Below are 22,771 nucleotides of genomic sequence, written 5' to 3' on the forward strand. Positions count from 1 at the left end.
CAATGGCGGGGGTATTTCAAACACATATCTCGACCGCGAATGACGCGCCAAAGAAGGCCGTGGTTCTGGGAAGTCTTGGCTGGTCTTTGGTGAATTTTCGCCTCGACCTGATCCGCAGGCTGGCCGCGAACGGCTACGAGGTGTTGGCGGCCGCGGCAGATATTGATGACGAGACCGCTCAGACATTGCGCGACAATGGCGTGCGTCCCTGCCCCATTCCAATGGACCGCACGGGGACCAACCCCCTGCGCGATTTGGGGACGCTCTGGGCGCTGGTGCGCTTCTTTCAGAAAGAGAAGCCCGAGCTTGTGATCTCCTACACCATGAAGCCCAACATCTATGGCAGCCTCGCCGCGCAGATCGCGGGCGTCCCGCATCGCTATGCGTTGTTCACGGGGCTGGGCTTTAGCTTCATGGAAGAGAACCCGACGGGTCGGCGCAAGCGCGTCCGCGATCTGTCGATCCTGTTGCACCGGATGGCGCTGCGCCGCATTCATGGCGCGTTTTGCTACAACGCAGCCGACCGGCGCGACATCCGCCGCTTTCACCTGATCCCGGACCGTGTGCCGCTGCATGATGTGCCCGGGTCAGGCGTAGACACACGGCGCTATGCTGAAACTCCTGTCCCCGAAGGGCGTATGAAGTTTCTGTTCATCGGGCGGCTTTTGCGCAGCAAGGGTCTTTTGACCCTCAGCAAGGCTGCTGAAATTCTTCGTGCCCAAGGGCACGAATGTGACATCGACATTTTGGGACCGGCAGACAGAAACCCCGACGCCATTGACCCCGACCTTTTTGCCGATTGGCAGAAACGCGGGCTGGTAAACTGGTTGGGCGAAACACGTGACGTACGTCCGTATCTTGCCAAGTGCAGCGTGTTTGTCTTGCCGACCGAGCTGCGTGAGGGCGTTCCGCGGTCGATCCTTGAGGCCATGTCCAGTGGACGCGCTGTGATCACCACAAACGCCCCCGGTTGTGGCGAAGCCACCCAAGACGGCGTGTCTGGTATGGTTTATCCTCAAGGGGACGCGAACGCCCTTGCGCAGACGATGAAACGGTTCATCGACGATCCCTCCCTTGCGACCGCCATGGGACAGGCAGCACGTAAGCATGCGTGCCGTTTCTATGACGTACATCATGTGAACTCTATCCTGATGCAGCATATGGGCGTTGAAGCACTTGATCGTGATGCGAGGCTTCCCAAGGGTCTCGACTATGCCGAGTTGGCGTCATGATGTGGGCGGTCGCTACTTCCTCTCCGGTAATACACAGCCCCTCCGGTAACTGCGCCACAGGGTGTCTGGTGGCTGGCCCGGGCAACTGCGGAGACTTTGCATTATGAGCGTCACCGAGTGGTTCAAGATAGACTTTTCAGGCCCTACAACTGTAAATTCGCTGGACGATCCCGTTGCCCGCCGCATGGGGCAGATTGCACTGATCATCGGACTTACCATTCTTCTGGCCGCCGTCTATGGCCGCCTGATGGGATACGGTTTGCGCCGGGACGAGATGATGTTCGTCCCGCCCGCACGTCTGATGGGCGAGCTAGAGCTCTACCAAGACATCTTCTATAATCACGTCCCCTATTCGGCATGGTATTTCCGCGGATTCGACCTGATCTTCGGCGCCGGAGGGCTTTTGTTCTCGGCCCGGGTGGGGATCTTTGCCGCATGGCTGATGCTGGCAGGCGTGACCAGCTGGCTAACCCTGCGTCTGTCCGGGTCGACGCGCTTGTCGCTGTTCTCGGCCGTTGCAATCCTGACCTGTCATCCTCTGATGAACGAACCGGGCATGGCCGCCTCGAATAATCTGTTGCAGCTGCCCTTTGCCCTTGCCGGGCTTGGCTTCTTCCTGATCGAGTTGAACGAGCGCCGCCTGCGGACCACACGCCTGTTTGCCTCGGGCCTGTGCCTGTCCATCGCGGCGGGCATGAAGGTCAGCGCAGTTGCGTTTATCCCACCGGTCGCTATCGCGGCGCTCCTGCTGCCAGCGGTCCTGCCCTTCAAGCTTCGCCTGCGTCGCGTGGCTCTGCCGATCCTGGTCGGGGGGCTGGTCGGAGCGCTGCCGCTCTTCATCCAGCTGCTGTCCGATCCGCAGCTCTTCCTGGCGCATATCGTTAAATTCCACACCGGCCCCCACGTTACCTATTGGGAGGTCAACCGCCTGACCGAACCCAGCCTTGCGCTGGGACTGGATGCGAAGGCGCAACTTGCTTACGGGATTTGGCTGGAAGGCGTTCCGTTGATCATTGGCTTCGTCATTCTGTGCTTTGTCTGGATGGCCCTTACGGGACGGAACGCACATCACGGCACAGACCAGCATGCAATTGGCCCGGTTCTGATCACGTTCGGAACGCTTCTGACCACCGCTGTGATAAGCCTCCTGCCGACGCCCGGTTTCTCACAATACTACATCGTGCCGCTTGTGGTACTGCCCATTCTGGCCGCCTTAATGTTCGCGCGCGTGCCGTGGACAAAACACGACTATACGCGCCCGGTTCTGGCGGCGGCATCGCTTCTGTGTGTGCTAACCGCACTGCCTTGGCTTGCGCCCGAGCTGCGTACCACGCTGGGGGCCGGCACGTCGACGCCGCAGCGCATAAACGCGGGTGGGCGGGCCCTTGCGGCCACGATGACAGATCAAGGCATCGTCAACGGCAAAGTGGCGACCTTCCTGCCCATCTATCCGCTTGAGGCCGGGCTGGATGTCTATCCGGAACTGGCCACCGGGCAATTCGCCTATCGCATCGCGGCACATACGGAACCTGACCTAGCCAAACACTACGTCATGGCCGGAGCAGACCAGATCACATCCGTATTTGACCGAGAGCCACCAGCCGCTTTCCTTCTGGGCTATGAACCAGCGCTGGAAGCACCGCTTTTGAATTATGCAAAGGCCCATGGCTATCGCGAGGTTTCCGTAGGCGGCCTGAACAATCGCTATGGCGAGGGCCGTGTTTTTCTTCAACCCGGGGAGATTTCCGAATGATCCCCATCCATCAACCATTTCAACCAATCAATTTTCTAAACCGCGTCCCTAGGGTGGCACTGATCGGAACGCCATTCACTCTCGTTCAAACATCATTCAAAGGGGGGAACGAACTATGCAGACAATCTTGCTAGCCGGTGGCTTGGGCTCGCGTCTGGCCGAGGAAACCGTCACCATCCCAAAACCAATGGTCGAGGTCGGCGGCCGCCCGATCATCACCCGCGTCATGGATATCTACAGCCAATTTGGGCATAATGATTTCATTGTCGCGGCGGGGTATAAACCACTGTTTATTAAGTGATACCTCTCGAACTACCATCTGACATACAACAACATCACGGTGTCTTTGGACAGCAGCAAGATGGACCTTGTGCCCGCCTTGCCCGGTGGTTGGAATGTTTCCGTTGTGGACACCGCCCCCAGAGCCATGAGCAGTGGACGCATTCGACGCTTGAAGGAATGGCTAAAGCCCGGCCCCTTCATGGTCACCTATTCCGATGGGCTGGGGAACATCAACATCAATGCGCTGATCGAGTTGAAGCCTTTACCGAAAGGGTTAGTCGGAGCGACACTAGGATTAATGGCGGTTTATTTTATCTTTGAGACCGAAGTCATGGACTATTTCGTCGATGACATGGAGCCACTCGAGCAATCCCCCTTGCGTCAAATGGCGCAGGATTGCGAGCTGATGGCCTTCAAACATAACGGCTTCTGGCAGTCAATGGACACAATCCGGGACCGAAACATGCTGGACGATCTGTGCGAAGACTGTCTGATGTCAGCGCTAATGGGTCCAAATAGGTTCATTTGCTAAGAGAGTGTCTGTTGCTCATCGTAACCACTGAGGAGTGGACGATGAGAAAGACAACGAAGAGCCCTGGCGAGAAAATCGTCAAAGACATCAAGCGCGCCACGCGCAAGCAATATTCCAGCGAAGAGAAGATTAGGGTCGTGTTGGATGGCCTGCGTGGCGAAGACAGTATCGCTGAGCTTTGCCGTCGCGAAGGCATATCGCAGGGCATCTACTACAAGTGATCGAAGGACTTCAGGGAAGCTGGGAAGAAGCGGCTGGCTGGCGATACAGCGCGTGCAGCGAACACTGACGAAGTGAAGGAACTGCGTCGCGAAGCAAAAGATCTCAAGGAGGTCATCGCGGAACAGACGCTCGAACTGTGTCTGCTCAAAAAAAGCATGCTCGGGGATGGGGACGACCACGAATGAGATATCCTGCATCAGAAAAACTGGAGATCATTCGGCTCGTGGAGGAAAGCCATCTGTCAGCGCGTCGGACACTGGCCAAACTGGGTATTCCCCGCACCACGTTCTATCGCTGGTATGACCGATATCTGCAGCGCGGCGAGGCCGGATTAAAGGATCAATCTCCGAAGCCCAATCACGTTTGGAACCGCGTTCCCACCGATGTGAAGCGTAAGGTTGTGGATCTTGCACTGAAGGAAACAGAGCTGTCGCCACGCGAACTGGCCGTGACGTTCACCGATCAAGAACGCTATTTTGTATCGGAATCCACAGTGTATCGTACACTCAAGGCGCTTGATCTGATCACCAGTCCCGCATTCATCGTCCTGAAGGCTGCCGATGAGTTCCAGCACAAGACGACTGCAATCAACCAGCTATGGCAGACGGACTTCACTTACATCAAGGTCCTCGGCTGGGACTGGTTCTACCTCAGTACGGTCCTCGACAATTACAGCCGCTATATCGTCTCATGGAAGCTCTGCACCAACAGGAGGGCTGAGGACGTGACGGATACGTTAGAACTCGCGTTGCAGGCGTCTGGCTGCGATCAGGTCCACGTCATCCATAAGCCACGTCTGCTCAGCGACAACGGCTCCAGTTATGTCTCCGGCAACTTGGCCGAAGGGCTGAAAGGCAAAGGCATGAAGCACTCACGCGGTGCGCCGTATCATCCGCAAACCCAGGGTAAGATTGAGCGGTGGCATCAAACTCTGAAGAACCGCATCCTATTGGAAAACTACTTCTTGCCCGGTGATCTTGAGGCCCAGATCGAAGCCTTCGTCGATCACTACAACCATCAGCGTTATCACGAGAGCATCAACAATGTCACACCAGCCGACGTTTACTTCGGACGCGACAAAACCATTCTAAAGCAAAGGGAAAGGATCAAACGAAAGACGCTCGAAGCGCGACGCTTGCATCACCGCCAGCACGCCGCATAATCAAACCTACAAGATGAGCCAAACGCTCTCTTACTTCAGGCCAACATTGGTCCCAAAAACTCTGACGACGGACACTTGACGCCCTGAAAGAGAAGTATCCTGGAGAAAGCGAAATGATGTCTATGGCCGGATGATAGAAGGCCTTTTCGGAGACACCAACACCAGAAAACGCTATATTAGCCGCTTGGTTCATCACTTCATCACGGCTGTTGAATATGACGAACACAACCAATTTGATGAACCTCTTTTAAGGTTCCGTGCAAAACTGGCCTCACCCCAAGCTCGATTTTTGAAGTCTTAGAAAAAGCTGGTCTTTGCTGAGGCTATCAAAAGCCCAAGCGCCCAGCATCTGGAATTCAAGGGGCAAAGTATGGTCGTTTCCGTTTTTGAAGCCCTGCAATCAGACCCCAAGCGGTTGTTACCGTCAGATACGTTCCAAAAGTATGAAGCGGAAAGCGCCGGTTTGAGGGTGATATGCGATTTCGTTGCGGGCATGACCGACACCTACTTGTTGAAGACCTACGAACGCCTGTTTGCTCCTCGCTTGGGATCGGTGTTTGATAAACTCTGAAGAACCAATTCAGATTCAAGAGGTTTTGCGGGCTTCGAGAGGCTGAGATGGTGTAATTTGAATCCTCTGATCTCGGCGCCGCGCATAAAAAAGAAAGAGCCACCGCTCAATAGGAGCGGTGGCAAGGTTTTGGTGGTTAGAACTGCAATTTAGGCTGGTGAAATTGCAAACTGTTGTTGGTTCTCACTTCACATAACGACGAAACAGCCATCCGGTCTTAGCCGCACTTGGAATGACCACAGGAGCCACACGTCATGCAGCCTTCGATCATGCGCATGTCAAACTGACCACAGCTGGGGCAGGCTTTGCCGCGCGGAGGCTCGCCAAGGTTCACGACCTCGGCCTGCGGGTCGGACTTCAGGCCCATGCCTTCACCTTCCAAGAACCCGGTCGCGATCATGTGACGCTCGATCACCGAGCCGATGGCTGCAAGGATCGACGGGATATATTTCCCGTCCATCCACGCCCCACCACGCGGGTCGAACACGGCTTTCAGTTCTTCCACGACGAAGCTGACGTCGCCCCCACGGCGGAACACGGCCGAGATCATGCGGGTCAACGCGACGGTCCAGGCGAAGTGCTCCATGTTCTTCGAGTTGATGAACACCTCGAACGGGCGGCGGTGGCCGTTGATGATCAGGTCGTTCACGGTGATATAGATCGCATGCTCACTATCGGGCCATTTCACCTTGTAGGTATGGCCTTCCAACGATTGCGGGCGGTCAAGCGGTTCCGAGATGTAAACCACGTCTGCGCCGCTATCGGCCTCGGGCGCCTTTTCGCTTTCTTCGGACACCGACAGAACCGATCCGGTCACGTCGTTCGGGCGATAGGTGGTGCAGCCCTTACAACCGGTTTCCCACGCTTCCATGTAGACGTCCTTGAAGTCATCAAAGCTAATGTCTTCCGGGCAGTTAATAGTCTTGGAAATCGAGCTGTCTATCCATTTCTGTGCCGCTGCCTGCATCTTCACGTGATCCATCGGCGCCAGCGTCTGGGCGTTGACGAAATAGTCCGGCAGTTCCTTGTCGCCAAACTTGTCGCGCCACAGCTGAACGGCATAGTCTACGACCTCTTCTTCGGTGCGTGTGCCGTCCGGCTGCAGCACCTTACGGGTATAGGCATAGGCGAAGACCGGCTCGATCCCCGAGGACACGTTGCCCGCGTAAAGGCTGATCGTCCCCGTCGGCGCGATCGAGGTCAGCAGCGCGTTGCGGATGCCGTGCTTACGGATCGCGTCACGCACATCGTCATCCATGTGTTGGAGCGAGCCCGAGGCAAGATACTTGTCTGCATCAAACAGCGGGAACGGACCTTTTTCCTTGGCCAGCTCGACCGACGCCAGATAGGACTCGCGAGCGATCTGCTTCATCCACGCTTCGGTCTGGGCCGCGGCCTCGTCCGAGCCGTAACGCAGCCCCAGCATCAAAAGCGCATCTGCCAGACCGGTCACGCCAAGGCCGATGCGGCGCTTGGCTTGGGCTTCCTGTGCCTGAGCTTCCAGCGGGAAGCGGCTTTCATCCACCACGTTGTCCATCATGCGCACAGCGGTCGAGACCAGCTCGGTCAAGGCATCGCCATCCAATTCCGCGGTCTCTTCGAACGGGTCCTTGACCATTTTCGCAAGGTTGATCGAGCCCAGCAGACAGGCGCCATAGGGCGGCAGGGGTTGTTCGCCACAGGGGTTGGTGGCGGCGATCGTCTCGCAATAGTTCAGATTGTTCATCTGGTTGATGCGGTCGATGAAAATCACGCCCGGCTCGGCGTAATCATAGGTGGCTTTCATGATCTTATTCCAAAGATCACGCGCCTCAACCGTGTGATAGACGGTGCCGTTGAACTTCAGATCCCAGCTGCCATCCGACTTCACGGCTTCCATGAAATCATCGGTAACCAGAACCGACATGTTGAACATACGCAGACGGGCAGCGTCGGATTTCGCGGTGATAAAATCCTGAATATCGGGGTGGTCACAGCGCATCGTTGCCATCATCGCCCCGCGACGCGAGCCTGCGGACATGATCGTCCGGCACATCGCATCCCACACGTCCATGAAGCTGAGCGGGCCCGAGGCATCTGCGGCCACGCCCATTACATCAGCGCCACGCGGGCGGATGGTCGAGAAGTCATAGCCGATGCCACCACCCTGCTGCATGGTCAGCGCGGCTTCTTTCAGCATGTCGAAAATACCCGACATGCTGTCCGGGATAGTGCCCATGACGAAGCAGTTAAACAGGGTGACCGAGCGACCGGTGCCTGCACCGGCGGTGATGCGGCCTGCGGGCAGGTATTTGAAATCGTCCAGCGCGTTATAGAATCGCTCTTCCTGCTTGGGTTCCGAGGCGGACAGGGCGCGTGCGATCCGGCGCCACGTGTCTTCAACCGTCTGATCCTGAGGCGTCCCATCGGCCTTTTTGAGGCGATATTTCATATCCCAGATCTGTTCGGCGATGGGGGCGGCAAAGCGGCTCATACGATTGGTTCCTGTTCGGCTTGGAGGGCTTTCCACAATACGTGAGAGGCCCATTTTGGTCAATGGTCGCGCGACCTTTTCCGAGCGTTGCAACCGGCACGTGCAGCGATTGCGAATCCCGAACAGGGCGCGTAAGATCGGACTTCTAGAACACTACATGTAGATGTGGAAGATGGCAAAGCACGTAAATCTGGTAAAACTATGCGTTGGCGCTGAGAAGGTCGAAGATCTGACCGCGTGGCAGAATATGCGCATGGGACAGACCGGATTGCCCAACCCCCAACACGTCACCCGTATGTGGCCCAAACGCGAAACCGAGCTTGTTGCAGGAGGTTCGCTTTATTGGGTGTTCAAGGGGCTGATACTGGCCCGTCAGCGCATTTTGCGGCTGGACGAGGTCATTGGGCAAGACGGCATCCGCCGCTGTGGATTGGTGCTGGACCATCAGGTTGTCCTGACCGAAAGCACACCGCGCCGGGCGTTTCAGGGCTGGCGCTATCTGTCGGCGGAAGATGCGCCGCGTGACTTAAAAGCAAATGCCCCCTCGGACAAAGAGCCCCTGCCTGCTGAACTGGCCTCGGCTTTGGCGGAAATCGGCATCCGTTAAAACTGTCGCAAAAGATTTGCATCCACACGGCAGATTAGGCCCGTGCCCGATTCCGATTTCACCGGATGCCCGCCCGGCAAAATCGATGGCACATCGCGTGCCCGTCTGGTCCAATCGCACGCAGTTTACGCTCTGACGGCAGCCCCCTACGCCGTCAGAGCGTTTTCGCTTTTGTTGCTCTTGGAACGATCCGCAATCGCTGTTAGCCTCCGGGCGATTTCAGGAGGACACCATGGCAATCGGCACCAACATCCGCACCTATTTCAACGGGACGTGGCACAACGAAGATCTAGCCGTGATGAAAGCGGCTGACCATGGATCGTGGCTGGGCACTACCGTATTTGACGGCGCGCGTTTCTTCGAAGGTGTTCACCCCGATTTGGAGGCACACTGCGCCCGCACCAACCGCTCGGCCGAGGCGCTGATGATCACGCCGACCGTGACAACCGAGCAGATGATCGAGATCGTGAAAGAAGGGTTGGCACTGTTTCCGAAAGATGCTGCCGTCTATATCCGCCCGATGTATTGGGCCATTGATGGCGGACATATGGGCGTGGCCCCGCAGGAAAACAGCACCGGATTTGCCATCTCGCTTGAGCAGATTGCAATGGCACCTGCGCAGGCGTCGTCCAGACTGACCACCACCCGATTCCGCCGCCCCACTTTGGACAGTGCAGTCGTGAACGCAAAGGCCGGGTGCCTCTATCCCAACAACGCCCGGATGCTGATGGAGGCGCGCGCCAAGGGATTCGACAACGCGTTGTCGCTCGACGCGCTTGGCAACGTGGCCGAGACCGCGACGGCGAATATCTTCATGGTCAAAGATGGCGAGATTTTCACCCCGATCGCCAATGGCTGTTTCCTAGCCGGAATCACCCGCGCGCGCCACATCAACAACCTGCGCGCCGACGGCTATACCGTGCATGAAACCGTTCTGGGCACGGATGATTTCCACAATGCGGACGAGGTTTTCGCCTCGGGCAACATGTCCAAAGTGACACCTGTCAGTGCCTTTGAAGACACGCAGTATAACGTCGGTCCGGTGACCCAGCGCGTGCGCGAGCTGTATTGGGACTGGGCGCTTTCCGGCAAGGACTAAGCCCAGAGCGTGCAGAAAAACGATAGACACTCCCGGGATGCTCGGGCAGAGTAATCCCGTTTCGGAGGACATCTATGCGCAAGTTTCTCGTAATTCTGGATGACAGCCGCGAATGCCTGAACGCGATGCGGTTCGCCGCCATGCGTGCGGCCCATACGGGCGGGGGCGTCACGGTTTTGTCGATCATCCCACCAGACGAGTTCAATCACTGGATTGGCGTGGGCGAGCTGATGCGTGAGGAAGAGCGCGAACGGATCACCGTGCATTACGAAGTCTTCGCGAAGTGGATGCGCGATCGTCAGGACGTTGATCCGGAACTGGTCATCCGCGAAGGCGAAGCCGTGCCGGAAATCTTGGCCCATGTGCGCGAAAATCCCGATGTTGGCGTGTTGGTTCTGGGCGCGGGCGAAGGAAAAGCCGGCCCCGGGCCGCTGGTCACGCAAATGACCCGGGCCGCTGCAGATCTACCTATTCCGATCACCATTGTGCCCGGTACAATGACCAAGGACCGGCTGGAAGCGATCACCTGACTTAGGCCTGATCGGCTTGACAGAACGCGGGTCGAGGCCCATATCAAACCTGACAAAAAAGGTGCGCCCATGTTCATTCAGACTGAATCCACTCCGAACCCCGCAACCCTGAAGTTCCTGCCCGGTCAGGACGTATTGGGGGCTGGAACCGCTGACTTCCCAACTGCTGAAGCCGCCGAAGCCTCGGCGCTGGCGACGCGCATCTTCAAGGTAAGCGGCGTGACCGGCGTGTTCTTTGGCGCGGATTTCGTCACCGTCACCAAAGACGACGCGGTCGATTGGGATCACATCAAGCCTGCCATCCTTGGCGCGATTATGGAGCATTTCCAGTCGGGTCAAGCGGTTATGGCGGGTGAAGCTGCGGCCTCGGGCCATGCTGAGCACACCGGCGAAGACGGCGAGATCGTCGAACAGATCAAAGAGCTTCTGGACACCCGCGTCCGCCCGGCTGTGGCCCAGGATGGTGGTGACATCACCTTCCACGGCTTTGATCGCGGTATTGTTTACCTGCACATGCAGGGTGCTTGCGCGGGCTGCCCGTCCTCGACCCTGACGTTGAAGATGGGGATCGAGAACCTGCTGAAGCACTATATCCCCGAAGTGGTCGAGGTTCGCCCCGTTGCGGCCTGATCCGGTGATCTTGGCATTTGACACATCGGCCGCGCATTGCGCGGCCGCTTTGCTGTGCGGTGACGAAATCGTCGCTGAAAAGCACGAAGATATGGCCAAAGGCCAAGCCGAACGACTGTTTCCATTGCTGGAAGAGGTTCTGGCCAACGCCAACATGGTATGGTCTGACCTAATTGCCATCGGCGTGGGCATTGGCCCAGGGAATTTTACGGGCATCCGCATCTCGGTCTCGGCTGCTCGCGGATTGGCCCTGTCTTTGGGCATCCCTGCGATTGGCGTGTCGTCGCTTGAGGCACGGGCTTTTGGTGCGCCGCGCCCCGTCTGGTCCTTGATCGATGCGCGGCGGGACCATTTCTATGTGCAGCAATTCGCCGAGAGTGGCACCAATCCGCCGAGTTTGATCGCTGGTGCCGAGATTGACTCCCTGCCCGGTGATCGTATCGGCCCCGAGGTCGCCACACACCCTGCACCGACCATCGCCCGGATCGCATCCGAACGTTTGCGCTCAGGCGAAACCATCGTCCGCCCTGCACCGCTTTACATCCGGTCTGCCGACGCCGCTCCCCCGCGCGATCCGGCACCCATGATCCTTCCCTGAACGGTTATGTCTGACACCTCGGCAAACACCCTTTCGGCCATCCATGTCGCAGCGTTCCTCGCGGCGCGCGGTTGGAGCGCAGATGAGATCGCCCAGCTTCAGACCTCTCCACATGTCTTTACCGTGTCCTGCCCAGAAGGCTTTACCATGGGGCGCGTTGTGGTCGACGAAGCCGAACTTCTGACAGTTGCCGTTACGCCGGCCGCCCAGGGTCAAGGAATTGGTGCCAAATTGCTGCAGGATTTCGAACACACCGCAGCCAAACGAGGCGCCACACGCGCCTTTCTTGAGGTCGCGACCGACAACACTGCAGCGCTGTCACTTTACCAAGCTGCTGGCTGGTCAACCTGTGGCCAGAGGCCCGCTTATTATACAAAATCCGACGGCTCGACCTGCGACGCTATCTTGATGGAGAAGCACCTTACCTAAGGTGAACCTTCTGATTTTCCCCAAGTTTCGCGGCAATGCGGCGAACAATTTTCGGTCTCGCCTCTTGCCCTCGCATGAAAATCCCGGATGATCCTGTGCAGCGATCTGCTCGCAGACTTTTGGGGAATCGGCAGACATGCAGTCTGTGCGACCCCACAACAACAACAACCGGGAGTATTGAAATGACCCTGATGAAAAGCTTTCTAGGCGCAGCCGCGTCGCTGGCCCTGACCGCAGGTGCCGCGCTGGCCGAGCCCGCAATTATTTTCGACTTGGGCGGTAAATTTGACAAATCCTTCAACGAAGCTGGCTTCAATGGCGCCGAGAAATGGGCCAAGGAAACCGGTGGTTCGTATCTTGAGGTCGAACTGCAGTCGGAAGCCCAACGTGAACAGGCCCTGCGCCGCTTTGCGGAAACCGGTGCAAACCCGGTAATCACCATGGGTTTCGCCATGTCGACCCCGATCTCGGAAGTGGCCCCCGATTATCCGGACACCACCTTCGTCACCATCGACGGCTGGTCGGATGCGCCGAACGTTCTGAACGTGGCCTTCTCGGAACATGAAGGCTCGTATCTGGTGGGCATGATGGCCGCGACCGCGTCGAAATCGGGCACCGTCGGCTTCATCGGCGGCATGGACATCCCGCTGATCCGTAAGTTCGCCTGTGGCTATGCCGAGGGCGTTCTGGCTGTGAACCCGGACGCCACCGTGATTGCCAACATGACCGGCACCACCCCGTCGGCTTGGAACGACCCGGTGAAAGGCGGCGAGCTGACCAAAGCACAGATCAGCCAAGGCGCTGACATCGTATACGCAGCTGCTGGCGGCACCGGTCTGGGTGTTCTGCAAACCGCAGCCGACGAAGGCATCCTGTCGATCGGCGTAGATTCGAACCAGAACCACCTGCAGCCGGGTAAAGTTCTGACCTCGATGCTGAAGCGTGTAGACGTGGCAGTATATGAGTCCATGAAAGCCGGCGCCGATATCAAACCGGGCGTTCAAGTCATGAACCTGGCCGCCGAAGGTGTTGGCTATGCGCTGGACGAACACAACGCAGCGCTGGTCTCGGACGACATGAAGGCCGCTGTGGACGCTGCTGCGGCCAAGATCATCTCGGGTGAACTGGTCGTACATGACTATATGTCCGACGACAGCTGCCCGGTTCTGGACTTCTGATCCGACCATGGTGGATGTAAAAACCGAGGGGCAACAGGCGACTGTTGCCCCCGCAATCGAGCTTCGCGGCATTTCGAAGGCCTTTGGGCCGGTGCAGGCGAACAAGGACATCTCGATTTCCGTACAGCCGGGGACGATCCACGGGATCATCGGCGAAAATGGTGCGGGCAAATCTACGCTGATGTCCATTCTCTATGGGTTCTACAAAGCCGATGAAGGCCAGATCTTCATCCACGGTCAGGAAACCCAGATCCCCGACAGTCAGGCCGCCATTCGCGCCGGCATCGGGATGGTGTTCCAGCACTTCAAACTGGTCGAAAACTTCTCGGTGCTTGAGAACGTGATCCTTGGGGTCGAAGATGGTCCGATGCTGCGTCCGTCGCTGGCCAAGGCACGCAAGTCACTGAAATCACTGGCAGACGAGTATGAGCTCCACGTTGACCCCGAGGCCCTGATCGAAAATCTGGGCGTCGGGACGCAACAACGTGTCGAGATCCTCAAAGCGCTTTATCGCGAAGCCGATATCCTGATCTTGGACGAACCGACCGGTGTTCTGACACCGGCCGAGGCCGACCACCTGTTCCGCATTCTGAACGGGCTGCGTGATCAAGGCAAAACCATCATTCTGATCACCCACAAGCTGCGAGAGATCATGGAGATCACTGACACGGTGTCCGTGATGCGCCGAGGTCAGATGACGGCGACGGTCAAAACCAAAGACACGAACCCCGAAGAGCTGGCCGAGTTGATGGTCGGGCGCAAAGTGCTTCTGCGCGTCGATAAAGTACCTGCACAGCCGGGTGAAAACGTGTTGGAAGTCAAAGACCTGCACATGGTTGACGATCACGGGGTCGAGCGTCTGAAAGGCATCAACTTGAACGTCCGCGCGGGCGAAATCCTTGGCATTGCGGGTGTGTCCGGCAATGGCCAGTCGGAACTGCTGGAAGTGTTGGGCGGCTATGCGACCGCCACGGGCGAAATTCGTATCAACAATGACCCGATTGACCTGACGGGCAAATATTCGGACGGTCGCTCGCGGCGCGAACGCGGGATTGCGCATGTACCGGAGGATCGTCAGGAACACGGGTTGATCATGAACTTCCCCGCTTGGCAGAACATCGCGTTTGGTTATCACCATGAGGAAGAATTCCAGAAGAACGCGCTTCTGATGGATAACGCCAAAATGGTCGAGATCGCGCAGGACAAGATGGATCGTTTCGACGTCCGCCCGCCCATCCCAAGCCTCGAAGCCAAAAGCTTTTCGGGCGGGAACCAGCAGAAAATCGTTGTGGCGCGCGAGATTGAGCGCAACCCTGACCTGCTTCTGGTCGGCCAGCCCACTCGCGGCGTGGATATTGGTGCGATCGAGTTCATTCACAAGCAGATCATCGGCCTGCGGGATCAGGGAAAAGCCGTACTTCTGGTCTCGGTCGAGTTGGAAGAAATCCTGTCGCTGTCCGACCGCATCGCTGTGATGTTTGACGGCCATATCATGGGTGAACGCATGCCCGATCAGACCGATGAACGCGAACTTGGCCTGTTGATGGCCGGTGTCACCGGAGAAGGAGACAGCTGATGGACAAGATGCCGAAATGGGCTGACGTCGCCCTTATTCCTTTTCTGAACCTGCTGATCGCCTTCGTTCTGTCGGGGCTGGTTATTTTTGCCATCGGTGAGAATCCGTTCAAGGCTTTGATGACGATGATCGACGGTGCGTTCGGGTCCACCTATGGCTGGGGCTATACGCTTTACTATACCACCAACTTCATCTTCACCGGGCTGGCCGTGTCCATCGCGTTCAAAGCCGCTATGTTCAACATTGGCGGTGAGGGTCAAGCAATGATCGGAGGCTTGGGCGTCGGGCTGGCCTGTCTGTTCATCCCAACCGCTCTGATGCCCCACTGGTCCATCGCACTGGTCTTTGCGATGATCGCAGGCGGTCTGTTTGGTGCGGGTTGGGCGCTGATCCCGGCCTATTTGCAGGCCAAACGCGGCAGTCACGTCGTGATCACCACGATCATGTTCAACTTCATCGCCACGGCGCTGATGGGCTATCTGTTGATCAAACCCTTGAAGCTGAAAGGTGCGCAGGAAAGTGCCTCGGCCAGCTTCCCGGATGTGACGAACCTGCCCACCCTGCACGAGCTTCTGGCCCCACTTGGCATCAGCTTCTCAAAATCCGCACCTGCAAACGTATCGCTGTTCGTGGCTCTTGCGATGTGTGTCGTTGTCTACCTGCTGATGAACCGCTCGCGCTTGGGGTACGAGATCCGCGCCTTTGGGGAAAGCCCGACGGCCTCGGTCTATGCCGGGATTTCACCCACGAAGATCATCATCGTAGCGATGATGCTGTCGGGCGCCATTTCGGGTCTGATGGCGGTCAACGCCACGATGGGTCAGCATGAACGCCTAATCCTGAACGCCGTCGAAGGTGCGGGCTTTATCGGCATCGCAGTGGCCCTGATGGGACGCAACCATCCGTTCGGCGTGCTTCTGGCCGCGCTTCTCTTTGGCTTCCTCTATCAAGGTGGCAGCGAACTGTCGCTGTGGTCGAAGATCCCGCGCGAGCTGATCATCGTTATTCAGGGTCTGGTGATCCTGTTCACCGGAGCACTGGACAACATGGTGCGTATGCCGGTCGAACGCATGTTCATTGCCGCCGCCAAGCGAAAGGACGCGTAAGATGGATTTCCTAACGATCGTCCAGATTGCCGACTCGGCGCTGCGCCTTGCAACGCCTCTGCTTTTCGCCTGTCTGGCAGGCCTATTCTCTGAGAGAGCAGGCATTTTTGACATCGGACTAGAGGGCAAGATCCTTGTGTCAGCTTTCATGGCTGCAGCCGTCGCCTCGGTCACCGGGTCCGTCTGGCTGGGCCTTCTCTGCGGTGTCTTTGCCTCGATCAGTTTTTCGGCGGTGCATGGCGTGGCCTCGATCACGTTCCGGGGCAATCAGCTGATTTCCGGTGTCGCCCTGAACTTTCTGGCCTCTGGTATCACTGTGCTTGCCGCACAAGCCTGGTTCAACCAAGGCGGACGCACACCGCCCTTGATGGGTGAAGGCCGCTTCATGCCAATCGAGTTGCCCTTTGCGCTTGGCAAATCCGATGCCGAGGCCGCAGGTGTTCCCTTGCGCGTCTTGATCGACCAAGCCAATCCGATCCAGCAGGTCTATTCCGAGTTTATCTCGGGTCACACGATTCTGGTCTATGTCGCCCTGTTGATGGTGCCCTTGTCGTGGTTTGTCCTGTTCCGCACCCGTTTTGGCCTACGCTTGCGCGCCGTTGGTGAAAACCCGGCCGCCGTGGATACCGCAGGCGTGTCGGTCATCAAGCTACGCTACGCCTCGATGGCCATCGCAGGTACGCTGTGCGGACTGTCCGGCGTCTATTTGGCGACGGGTTTGGGAGCGGGCTTTATCAAAGAAATGTCGGCCGGACGCGGCTATATCGCACTAGCGGCCCTGATCTTTGCCAAGTGGAAACCTGTGCCCGCATTGGGCGCCACGTTCCTTTTTGGCCTGCTCGAAGCCATCGCTAACCGCTATCAAAACATTGACCTTGGCGGCATCGTTATCCCGGTCCAGTTCATGCAGGCATTGCCCTACATCCTGACCGTTGTAATCCTTGCAGGCTTCGTCGGCAAATCCGTCGCACCCAAAGCTGGGGGCCAGCCCTATGTCAAAGAACGCTAAGGCGCTCGCGGATCAGATCCGCGCCATCGCAGGCGACGCCCCTGTCGAGGTCGGTCTGGTGCTTGGGTCCGGCCTTGGCCACCTGGCCGAGGCTGTCGACGGTGTTGCGATCCCTTATGGCCGACTTGAGGGCTTCCCTCATGCTGGTGTCTCGGGCCACAACCCAAACCTTGCCATTGGCACGCTGGGCACCACCCGCGTGGCAGTGTTTGGTGGTCGCGAGCATTACTATGAGAACGGGCGTTCTGACGCGATGCGCCTGCCGCTTGAAGTCCTGCAAGAGCTGGGCGCGGATCGCCTGATCCTGACCAATGCCGCAGGGTCGATGCGCCCCGACATCCCGCCAGGCGATCTGATGCAGATCACGGATCATATCAATTTCTCGGGTCTGAACCCATTGATCGGGGAAAAGACCGATGCACGGTTTGTCCCGATGGGCGGCGCGTATGACCCGGAAATGGTGGGGGATTTCCAACGTATTGCAGCAGAGGAAGGCATCACCCTGCAACAAGGTACCTATGCCTGGTACTCGGGCCCGTCCTTCGAGACACCCGCCGAAATTCGCGCCATTCACACCCTCGGGGCGGATGCCGTGGGGATGTCGACTGTGCCCGAAGTGATTCTGGCACGCTTCCTTGGTCTGCGTGTTGCAGGCTTTTCGACCATCACCAACATGGCCCAAGGCCTGTCGGACGAGGCGATCAGCCACGAACACACCAAGAAAATGGCTCCACTTGGTGCTGAAAAGCTGGAAAAACTGGTTCGACGCTACTTAACAGGTGACGAGCCCGCCTGATTTGCGCCATTAATGGACCAACCCCAAGACTGATCATCCAGAGTACCCCGCCTTATGCAGATTTACCTGCCAATCGCCGAAGTGTCCGTAAATGCGTTCCTTCTGCTGGGCCTTGGCGGAATTGTGGGCGTGCTCTCAGGAATGTTCGGCGTGGGTGGCGGTTTCTTGATGACGCCGCTTCTGTTCTTCATCGGAATTCCACCCGCCGTGGCCGTTGCGACCGAGGCAAACCAGATCGTCGCCAGCTCGTTCTCGGGCGTTTTGGCGCATTTGAAGCGAAAGACGGTGGACCTCCGAATGGGCTGTGTGCTCTTGGTCGGAGGCCTGATCGGCGCGGCGCTTGGTGTTCAGATTTTCAATGCTTTGAAAGCCATCGGTCAGGTCGACCTTCTGGTCAAGCTATCTTATGTGCTCTTCTTGGGCATCATCGGCTCGCTGATGTTCGTCGAAAGCCTGCGCGCGATTATGAAGTCACGCAAAGGCGGGGGCGTTCCCAAGCGGCGTAAACACACATGGGTCCACAACCTGCCCTTCAAGATGAAGTTCCGCACCTCGGGGCTGTATATCTCGGTCATTCCGCCGATCATGGTCGGCGTCTTGGTGGGTATCCTTGCGGCCATCATGGGGGTCGGCGGCGGTTTCATCATGGTGCCTGCCATGATCTATCTGCTTGGAATGCCGACGAAAGTTGTCGTCGGGACGTCGCTGTTCCAGATTATCTTTGTGACGGCCTTTACCACGCTTCTACACGCGACGACCAACTTCACGGTGGATATGGGCCTTGCAGTTTTGCTGTTGGTCGGCGGCGTAATCGGAGCCCAGATAGGCGCCCGGATCGGGGTGCGCCTTAAGGCCGAGCAATTGCGCGTGCTGTTGGCCTTCATGGTGCTGGCGGTCTGCGGCAAACTTGGCCTCGATCTGCTGATCCAACCCGCCGAACTCTTCGAACTTGGCGCAGCAGGGGGTCACTGATGCTGCGTATTCTGTCCATTGTCGCATTGTTCCTGCTGTCGGCCCTGCCCGTCCGAGCAGAAGAAATCGTCGCGGGTCTAAGCCAGAACCGTGTGTCGATCACGGCCACCTTTGTCGGCTCGGAAATCCTGATCTTTGGTGCGGTGAAACGTGAAAGCCCGCCCCCACAAGACGTGCCGCTTGAAGTAGTTGTCGTGGTCGAAGGCCCAAGCGCCCCAATCACGGTTCGCAAGAAAGACAAACGCTTTGGCATCTGGGTCAACACCGACGCGATGGAACTGGCTGCAGCCCCAAGCTTCTATGCCATCGCCACCTCGGACACGTTGGACAACACGATCTCGAAGCTGGATGACTTCCGGCACCTGATTTCGGTCGAGCGCTCGATTCACATCTCGGACAACCCGTTCAACATCAACGACCCGCGCGAATTCACAGACGCCCTGATCCGCATCCGCGAGAAATCGGGCCTGTACAAACGTTTGGAGAACTCGGTCAAACTGGCGCAGGACACACTTTTTGAAACGCGTATTGCCTTGCCTGCCAACCTGACGGAAGGCGACTATCGCACCCGCATTCTGCTTACGCGTGGCGGTCAGGTGACCTCGGAATACGAGACCATCATCAACGTCCAAAAAGTCGGGCTAGAGCGCTGGATCTTCAATCTGGCCCATGAAAAACCGTTGATCTACGGGCTTCTGTCGCTGGTTATCGCCATAGCAGCGGGCTGGGGCGCATCGGCTGCCTTCCGCATGATCCTGCGCAACTAAGGATCGCTCCCGCGCCTTTACGTCCTTCGGCCGACAAGCTTGGGCACAGCCGCGCGATGCGCGGCAGATTCAAGGCCTCCGGCGGGGATATTTCCACAAGAAAAAGACCTTTCACATGCCTTTCCTTGCCTTAAGTATCCTGGGGTGAATGTGCGCAGCGCAGAGGGGCAAAGCCCCTTCAGGCTCACGAAGTGAGCCACCGAAGCCCACGCGCGTGCTACCCGCGTCCGATATAGGGCATCTTGGTCGCCATCACGGTCATGAATTGTACATTGGCCTCAGGCGGTAGTTGCGCCATGTGCAGGACTGATTTTGCCACCTCGCCCACATCCATGGACGGGGGGGGTACCTCACCCTCAGCGACTGCCGCGTCGATGATGCCCTGCAGAAGGTCCGTCCGCGCGTTACCGATGTCGATCTGACCACAGGCTATGTCGAAGGGCCGCCCATCAAGACTCAGCTGCCGGGTCAGCCCGGTGATCCCGTGTTTCGTGACCGTATAAGTCACGGCGCCCTCGCGCGGGACATGGGCGCTGATCGAGCCATTGTTGATGATCCGCCCGCCCTGCGGGGATTGCACGCGCATCTGCGCGAACGCCGCGCGGGCGCACAAGAACATGCCGGTCAGGTTCACGGACACAGCCCGGCTCCAATCCCCGACTCCGACCTCGTCAATCGGGGCGGCGGGTGTGAACAAACCCGCGTTGTTGAAAAGCACATCCAGACGACCGGCCGCCGCCGAAAACTTCTCAAACGCAGCGCCTACCGCGTCAGGATCCGAGACATCAGCGATCAGCACATGTGCCCTGCCCTGCCCTTCCGCGATCTCCTCCAGCACTTCTTTGCGGCGCGCGAGCAGGCCAACTGTCCAGCCTTCGGCTAGAAACAGCTCGGCCACGGCGCGACCAATGCCAGCGCTGGCTCCGGTGATCAGTATGCTAGGCATCGGGTGCTCCTTATGCTTCCAGTGTCAGGGCTGTGGGTTTTGCGGGCAAATCAGCCGTCGACAGTTCGGCCTGCGGACGCGCCATTGCATAGCGCGTCACCCAATGCAGCCGCGTCTCGGCCCGCGTGATCGCCACATAGGCCAGTCGTTTCCAAAGGGGCAATCCGGCCTCGGTCCGCCCTGCCCAAGCCGCTGCGGCAATGTCCGGGGCGAACACCTGAACCTCGGGCCATTGCGAGCCCTGCGCCTTGTGGATGGTCACTGCCGCCCCATGCAGGAACGCAGCGCCCATACGGGCGGCGAAGGGGATGAACGGCTCTTCCTCGTCCGGTTTCTCGATCTTCACGATAGACGCTGCCGAGACCTGAGGATCTTCCGCCCCCAGCACATGTAGGCGCGAAAACCCGGGCCGTTTTCCCGGCCCAAGATAGACACATTGGGCGCCCTTAATCAGACCGCGAGCCTCAAGATCAATGCGTTTCTTTCGGTGCTTCAACGGCAGTTCAATCCCGTCGCAGATCAGAGGTTCGCCGGGCAGAAGCTCGATTTCAGGGGCGTGAAAGGCGGATCTGAAGGCTTGAATCAACCGTATCCGCGTCTTGTTGCGCCACACCAACACGGGCGAGCGCGCCATAAGGTCGGCGTTAGCGCGTTGCGCAACCACCACACGATCATCCCTTGCGGCGGCCTGATGGATCATCCGCTCAAACCCGTCGAAATCCAGTGTCTCGTCCGCCAGCGCGTGCGCCAGATCCAGGATGGGGTTGTCGTCTTTCTGACGGTGAATACGGTGCAGAACCTGTTTGCGCGGCCCCTTGATGTCTTCAAAGATCATCTTGCCCGATTGCCCCACCGGGGCCAGCTGTGCGGGGTCTCCAAACAGCACCAAGGTCGGGAAAATCTCGCGCAGATCGTCGAACTGCTTCTCATCCAGCATCGAGCTTTCGTCGACAAAGCCGATATCAAGCGGGTCGTCGCGCCGCTTCCAACCGGTGATGAAATCCGAGCCACGCAGACCCGCAGCCGCCAACGCGCCGGGGATGGATTTTTGCGTCTGATAGAAAGCAAAAGCGCGGTCCAGCGCCTCATCCGTCAGGCCTTCGATCTCGGGCCGGTCGCCGTTACCCGCCAGCCATTCCGCGATCTTCTCGTACTCAGGGTCATAGACGGGGGTGTAGAGGATCCGGTGAATGGTTGTCGCGGGGACACCCCGGTTGCGCAACACGCTTGCCGCCTTGTTGGTCGGCGCCAGAATGGCAAGGGTACGGCGTTCCTTACGGCGTTTGCCCTCCCAATCGCCCGAGATCACCTCGACACCCGCGTCTTCAAGCGCACGATATAGCTCGGCCAACAGCAGCGTCTTGCCGGATCCAGCCTTGCCGATCACAGCCATCACCTGCGACTTGTCGTCAGCAACGGGTGTCAGCAGCGCATCATCCAAATTGACGCCCGACAGGCGCAGCATCTCCGAGACGCGGTCATGCGCTTCGGCCTGGTCGTCCGAGAATGTAACAGGAGATCGTTGGGTCATGCCGCGACCCTATCGCGCGGGCATGGGCAGCACCAGCGCCCGAAGACGCTGGTCGCCGATTTTTCTCAGGAATTGATCAGGCGCTGCGCGGCATGATTTGCGGTGTTGGGGCGCGGTTGACTGTCGACAGCGAATAACGCAGCCAGCCTTGGCTGACCTCGCGCGTTACGCCAACCCTTTTCAAGGTAGGTTCAAACGCGCTTTCATCCATCGACCACAGACCAACTCCGATGCGGTCGCGACCTTCACCGGCCATACCGATCACGTCAGGCTCGAGGCCCATCAGACGATAGATGCGTTCCATCCGAGGATCGAACACGCCAACATAATGTTCCAGCTTGAACGTGTCCATGATTTCACCAGCGCCAAGTGCAAGGGCCGCCGATGCACGACGATCTGCACTTGGGGACAGGCAAAATCGGGTGCATTCCCAAATCAGCGGGCTTTCGATATGAACGCCATCGGTCAGGTGGCTGAAGTGGTCATTCACCATCGTTTGCCCGACCGTAGGTAGAAAGCGCATGGACCCACCGTGACGGCCATCGGCCTGTTCCCAGATCACGTAAAGCGGGTTCATGTCGTCATATTCGTCGCGCTCAAATCCCTTCTCGTCGACCGAAACGTCCCAGCCAAGACGATGCGAGAATTGTTTAGCCCGATCCTGAAACATGGTTTCAGCCAGCAGAGGGAATTTCGAAAGATCATTGCCATAGAGGTAACGCAGCATGAGTGGAGCTCCTTTGTCCGAGTGATTAATAGGACAATGCTCG

At 58.1% G+C, this 22,771-nt stretch carries 22 protein-coding genes and 1 pseudogene; 19 read left to right on the top strand and 4 right to left on the bottom strand.

Annotation, left to right across the window (positions count from 1 at the left end; genetic code table 11):
* Positions 1-2 precede the first annotated feature (2 nt).
* From G0Q00_RS08940 to G0Q00_RS15875, 6 genes and pseudogenes are all read left to right on the top strand, one after another.
* Entirely contained in the window at positions 3-1,232 is a 1,230-nt protein-coding gene (locus tag G0Q00_RS08940) for a glycosyltransferase family 4 protein (RefSeq protein ID WP_163038535.1), read from the top strand.
* Between the two features lie 103 nt (positions 1,233-1,335).
* Positions 1,336-2,985 (top strand): glycosyltransferase family 39 protein, encoded by a 1,650-nt coding sequence (locus tag G0Q00_RS08945; protein WP_163038537.1) that lies wholly within the window; start codon positions 1,336-1,338, stop codon positions 2,983-2,985.
* A gap of 115 nt (positions 2,986-3,100) precedes the next feature.
* Entirely contained in the window at positions 3,101-3,286 is a 186-nt protein-coding gene (locus tag G0Q00_RS08950; protein ID WP_163038539.1) for an NTP transferase domain-containing protein, read from the top strand.
* A gap of 60 nt (positions 3,287-3,346) precedes the next feature.
* A complete protein-coding gene (locus G0Q00_RS08955; RefSeq protein WP_163038540.1) occupies positions 3,347-3,799 on the top strand; it encodes a hypothetical protein in 453 nt (150 codons plus the stop codon).
* 41 nt (positions 3,800-3,840) lie between these two features.
* A pseudogene (locus G0Q00_RS08960) lies at positions 3,841-5,183 on the top strand (IS3 family transposase).
* A gap of 307 nt (positions 5,184-5,490) precedes the next feature.
* Complete coding sequence (locus tag G0Q00_RS15875) at positions 5,491-5,754, top strand: hypothetical protein (protein WP_255464838.1); 264 nt, start codon at positions 5,491-5,493, stop codon at positions 5,752-5,754.
* Between the two features lie 217 nt (positions 5,755-5,971).
* On the opposite strand, the gene G0Q00_RS08970 is transcribed toward G0Q00_RS15875, so the two are convergent.
* Positions 5,972-8,227: an adenosylcobalamin-dependent ribonucleoside-diphosphate reductase gene (locus G0Q00_RS08970; protein WP_163038542.1), complete on the bottom strand. Its 2,256-nt coding sequence runs from the start codon at positions 8,225-8,227 to the stop codon at positions 5,972-5,974.
* Between the two features lie 172 nt (positions 8,228-8,399).
* On the opposite strand from G0Q00_RS08970, the gene G0Q00_RS08975 reads away from it, so the two are divergent.
* From G0Q00_RS08975 to G0Q00_RS09035, 13 genes are all read left to right on the top strand, one after another.
* Positions 8,400-8,834, top strand: coding sequence for a DUF1489 family protein (locus G0Q00_RS08975; RefSeq protein WP_163038544.1), 435 nt, complete (start codon positions 8,400-8,402; stop codon positions 8,832-8,834).
* 232 nt (positions 8,835-9,066) lie between these two features.
* Positions 9,067-9,933, top strand: coding sequence for a branched-chain amino acid aminotransferase (locus G0Q00_RS08980; RefSeq protein WP_163038546.1), 867 nt, complete (start codon positions 9,067-9,069; stop codon positions 9,931-9,933).
* Positions 9,934-10,007: 74 nt separating this feature from the next.
* Positions 10,008-10,463, top strand: coding sequence for a universal stress protein (locus tag G0Q00_RS08985; protein ID WP_163038548.1), 456 nt, complete (start codon positions 10,008-10,010; stop codon positions 10,461-10,463).
* 69 nt (positions 10,464-10,532) lie between these two features.
* Positions 10,533-11,093: a NifU family protein gene (locus G0Q00_RS08990; protein WP_163038550.1), complete on the top strand. Its 561-nt coding sequence runs from the start codon at positions 10,533-10,535 to the stop codon at positions 11,091-11,093.
* A gap of 10 nt (positions 11,094-11,103) precedes the next feature.
* Positions 11,104-11,691, top strand: a complete 588-nt coding sequence (gene tsaB, locus G0Q00_RS08995) for a tRNA (adenosine(37)-N6)-threonylcarbamoyltransferase complex dimerization subunit type 1 TsaB (RefSeq protein WP_239058404.1) — start codon at positions 11,104-11,106, stop codon at positions 11,689-11,691.
* A 6-nt stretch (positions 11,692-11,697) separates the two neighbouring features.
* Entirely contained in the window at positions 11,698-12,120 is a 423-nt protein-coding gene (locus G0Q00_RS09000; protein WP_163038554.1) for an N-acetyltransferase, read from the top strand.
* 182 nt (positions 12,121-12,302) lie between these two features.
* Positions 12,303-13,298 carry a BMP family protein gene (locus G0Q00_RS09005; RefSeq protein WP_163038556.1) on the top strand — a complete coding sequence of 332 codons (996 nt, stop codon included), beginning with the start codon at positions 12,303-12,305 and terminating at the stop codon, positions 13,296-13,298.
* A 7-nt stretch (positions 13,299-13,305) separates the two neighbouring features.
* Positions 13,306-14,874 (top strand): ABC transporter ATP-binding protein, encoded by a 1,569-nt coding sequence (locus G0Q00_RS09010; protein ID WP_163038558.1) that lies wholly within the window; start codon positions 13,306-13,308, stop codon positions 14,872-14,874.
* Complete coding sequence (locus G0Q00_RS09015) at positions 14,874-15,980, top strand: ABC transporter permease (RefSeq protein WP_163038560.1); 1,107 nt, start codon at positions 14,874-14,876, stop codon at positions 15,978-15,980. Before G0Q00_RS09010 ends, G0Q00_RS09015 begins: the two co-directional genes overlap by 1 nt.
* A gap of 1 nt (position 15,981) precedes the next feature.
* The gene (locus G0Q00_RS09020) at positions 15,982-16,989 is read left to right on the top strand and encodes an ABC transporter permease (protein WP_163038562.1); all 1,008 of its coding nucleotides are present in this window, start codon (positions 15,982-15,984) and stop codon (positions 16,987-16,989) included.
* On the top strand, positions 16,973-17,785 hold the full coding sequence (locus tag G0Q00_RS09025; RefSeq protein WP_163038564.1) for a purine-nucleoside phosphorylase: 813 nt from the start codon (positions 16,973-16,975) through the stop codon (positions 17,783-17,785). The genes G0Q00_RS09020 and G0Q00_RS09025 overlap by 17 nt, the downstream gene beginning before the upstream one ends.
* Before the next feature lie 54 nt (positions 17,786-17,839).
* On the top strand, positions 17,840-18,757 hold the full coding sequence (locus G0Q00_RS09030; protein ID WP_163038566.1) for a sulfite exporter TauE/SafE family protein: 918 nt from the start codon (positions 17,840-17,842) through the stop codon (positions 18,755-18,757).
* Complete coding sequence (locus tag G0Q00_RS09035) at positions 18,757-19,524, top strand: TIGR02186 family protein (protein WP_163038568.1); 768 nt, start codon at positions 18,757-18,759, stop codon at positions 19,522-19,524. Before G0Q00_RS09030 ends, G0Q00_RS09035 begins: the two co-directional genes overlap by 1 nt.
* Positions 19,525-19,741: 217 nt before the next feature.
* Here G0Q00_RS09035 and G0Q00_RS09040 read toward each other — a convergent pair whose 3' ends face one another.
* The 3 genes from G0Q00_RS09040 to G0Q00_RS09050 all read right to left on the bottom strand — a co-directional run bounded on the left by G0Q00_RS09040 (position 19,742) and on the right by G0Q00_RS09050 (position 22,728).
* Complete coding sequence (locus G0Q00_RS09040) at positions 19,742-20,470, bottom strand: SDR family oxidoreductase (RefSeq protein WP_163038570.1); 729 nt, start codon at positions 20,468-20,470, stop codon at positions 19,742-19,744.
* A gap of 10 nt (positions 20,471-20,480) precedes the next feature.
* Positions 20,481-22,001 (bottom strand): ATP-dependent RecD-like DNA helicase, encoded by a 1,521-nt coding sequence (locus tag G0Q00_RS09045; RefSeq protein WP_163038572.1) that lies wholly within the window; start codon positions 21,999-22,001, stop codon positions 20,481-20,483.
* Between the two features lie 76 nt (positions 22,002-22,077).
* The gene (locus G0Q00_RS09050) at positions 22,078-22,728 is read right to left on the bottom strand and encodes an acyl-homoserine-lactone synthase (RefSeq protein ID WP_163038574.1); all 651 of its coding nucleotides are present in this window, start codon (positions 22,726-22,728) and stop codon (positions 22,078-22,080) included.
* Positions 22,729-22,771 lie beyond the last annotated feature (43 nt).

It is taken from the genome of Aliiroseovarius sp. PrR006, assembly GCF_010500215.1.
Taxonomy (GTDB): Bacteria; Pseudomonadota; Alphaproteobacteria; order Rhodobacterales; family Rhodobacteraceae; genus Aliiroseovarius.

What these genes read in the sequence shown, in the direction of transcription:
- G0Q00_RS08990 (WP_163038550.1), top strand. Translation starts at nt 10,533, where the DNA reads ATGTTCATTCAGACTGAATCCACTCCGAACCCCGCAACCCTGAAGTTC.
- G0Q00_RS09005 (WP_163038556.1), top strand. Translation starts at nt 12,303, where the DNA reads ATGACCCTGATGAAAAGCTTTCTAGGCGCAGCCGCGTCGCTGGCCCTG.
- G0Q00_RS08980 (WP_163038546.1), top strand. Translation starts at nt 9,067, where the DNA reads ATGGCAATCGGCACCAACATCCGCACCTATTTCAACGGGACGTGGCAC.
- G0Q00_RS09020 (WP_163038562.1), top strand. Translation starts at nt 15,982, where the DNA reads ATGGATTTCCTAACGATCGTCCAGATTGCCGACTCGGCGCTGCGCCTT.
- G0Q00_RS09025 (WP_163038564.1), top strand. Translation starts at nt 16,973, where the DNA reads ATGTCAAAGAACGCTAAGGCGCTCGCGGATCAGATCCGCGCCATCGCA.
- G0Q00_RS09050 (WP_163038574.1), bottom strand. Translation starts at nt 22,728, where the DNA reads ATGCTGCGTTACCTCTATGGCAATGATCTTTCGAAATTCCCTCTGCTG.
- G0Q00_RS09030 (WP_163038566.1), top strand. Translation starts at nt 17,840, where the DNA reads ATGCAGATTTACCTGCCAATCGCCGAAGTGTCCGTAAATGCGTTCCTT.
- G0Q00_RS08950 (WP_163038539.1), top strand. Translation starts at nt 3,101, where the DNA reads ATGCAGACAATCTTGCTAGCCGGTGGCTTGGGCTCGCGTCTGGCCGAG.
- G0Q00_RS08940 (WP_163038535.1), top strand. Translation starts at nt 3, where the DNA reads ATGGCGGGGGTATTTCAAACACATATCTCGACCGCGAATGACGCGCCA.
- G0Q00_RS09040 (WP_163038570.1), bottom strand. Translation starts at nt 20,470, where the DNA reads ATGCCTAGCATACTGATCACCGGAGCCAGCGCTGGCATTGGTCGCGCC.
- G0Q00_RS08970 (WP_163038542.1), bottom strand. Translation starts at nt 8,227, where the DNA reads ATGAGCCGCTTTGCCGCCCCCATCGCCGAACAGATCTGGGATATGAAA.
- G0Q00_RS09000 (WP_163038554.1), top strand. Translation starts at nt 11,698, where the DNA reads ATGTCTGACACCTCGGCAAACACCCTTTCGGCCATCCATGTCGCAGCG.
- G0Q00_RS08975 (WP_163038544.1), top strand. Translation starts at nt 8,400, where the DNA reads ATGGCAAAGCACGTAAATCTGGTAAAACTATGCGTTGGCGCTGAGAAG.
- G0Q00_RS09045 (WP_163038572.1), bottom strand. Translation starts at nt 22,001, where the DNA reads ATGACCCAACGATCTCCTGTTACATTCTCGGACGACCAGGCCGAAGCG.
- G0Q00_RS08985 (WP_163038548.1), top strand. Translation starts at nt 10,008, where the DNA reads ATGCGCAAGTTTCTCGTAATTCTGGATGACAGCCGCGAATGCCTGAAC.
- G0Q00_RS08945 (WP_163038537.1), top strand. Translation starts at nt 1,336, where the DNA reads ATGAGCGTCACCGAGTGGTTCAAGATAGACTTTTCAGGCCCTACAACT.
- G0Q00_RS09010 (WP_163038558.1), top strand. Translation starts at nt 13,306, where the DNA reads ATGGTGGATGTAAAAACCGAGGGGCAACAGGCGACTGTTGCCCCCGCA.
- G0Q00_RS08955 (WP_163038540.1), top strand. Translation starts at nt 3,347, where the DNA reads ATGGACCTTGTGCCCGCCTTGCCCGGTGGTTGGAATGTTTCCGTTGTG.
- G0Q00_RS09035 (WP_163038568.1), top strand. Translation starts at nt 18,757, where the DNA reads ATGCTGCGTATTCTGTCCATTGTCGCATTGTTCCTGCTGTCGGCCCTG.
- G0Q00_RS09015 (WP_163038560.1), top strand. Translation starts at nt 14,874, where the DNA reads ATGGACAAGATGCCGAAATGGGCTGACGTCGCCCTTATTCCTTTTCTG.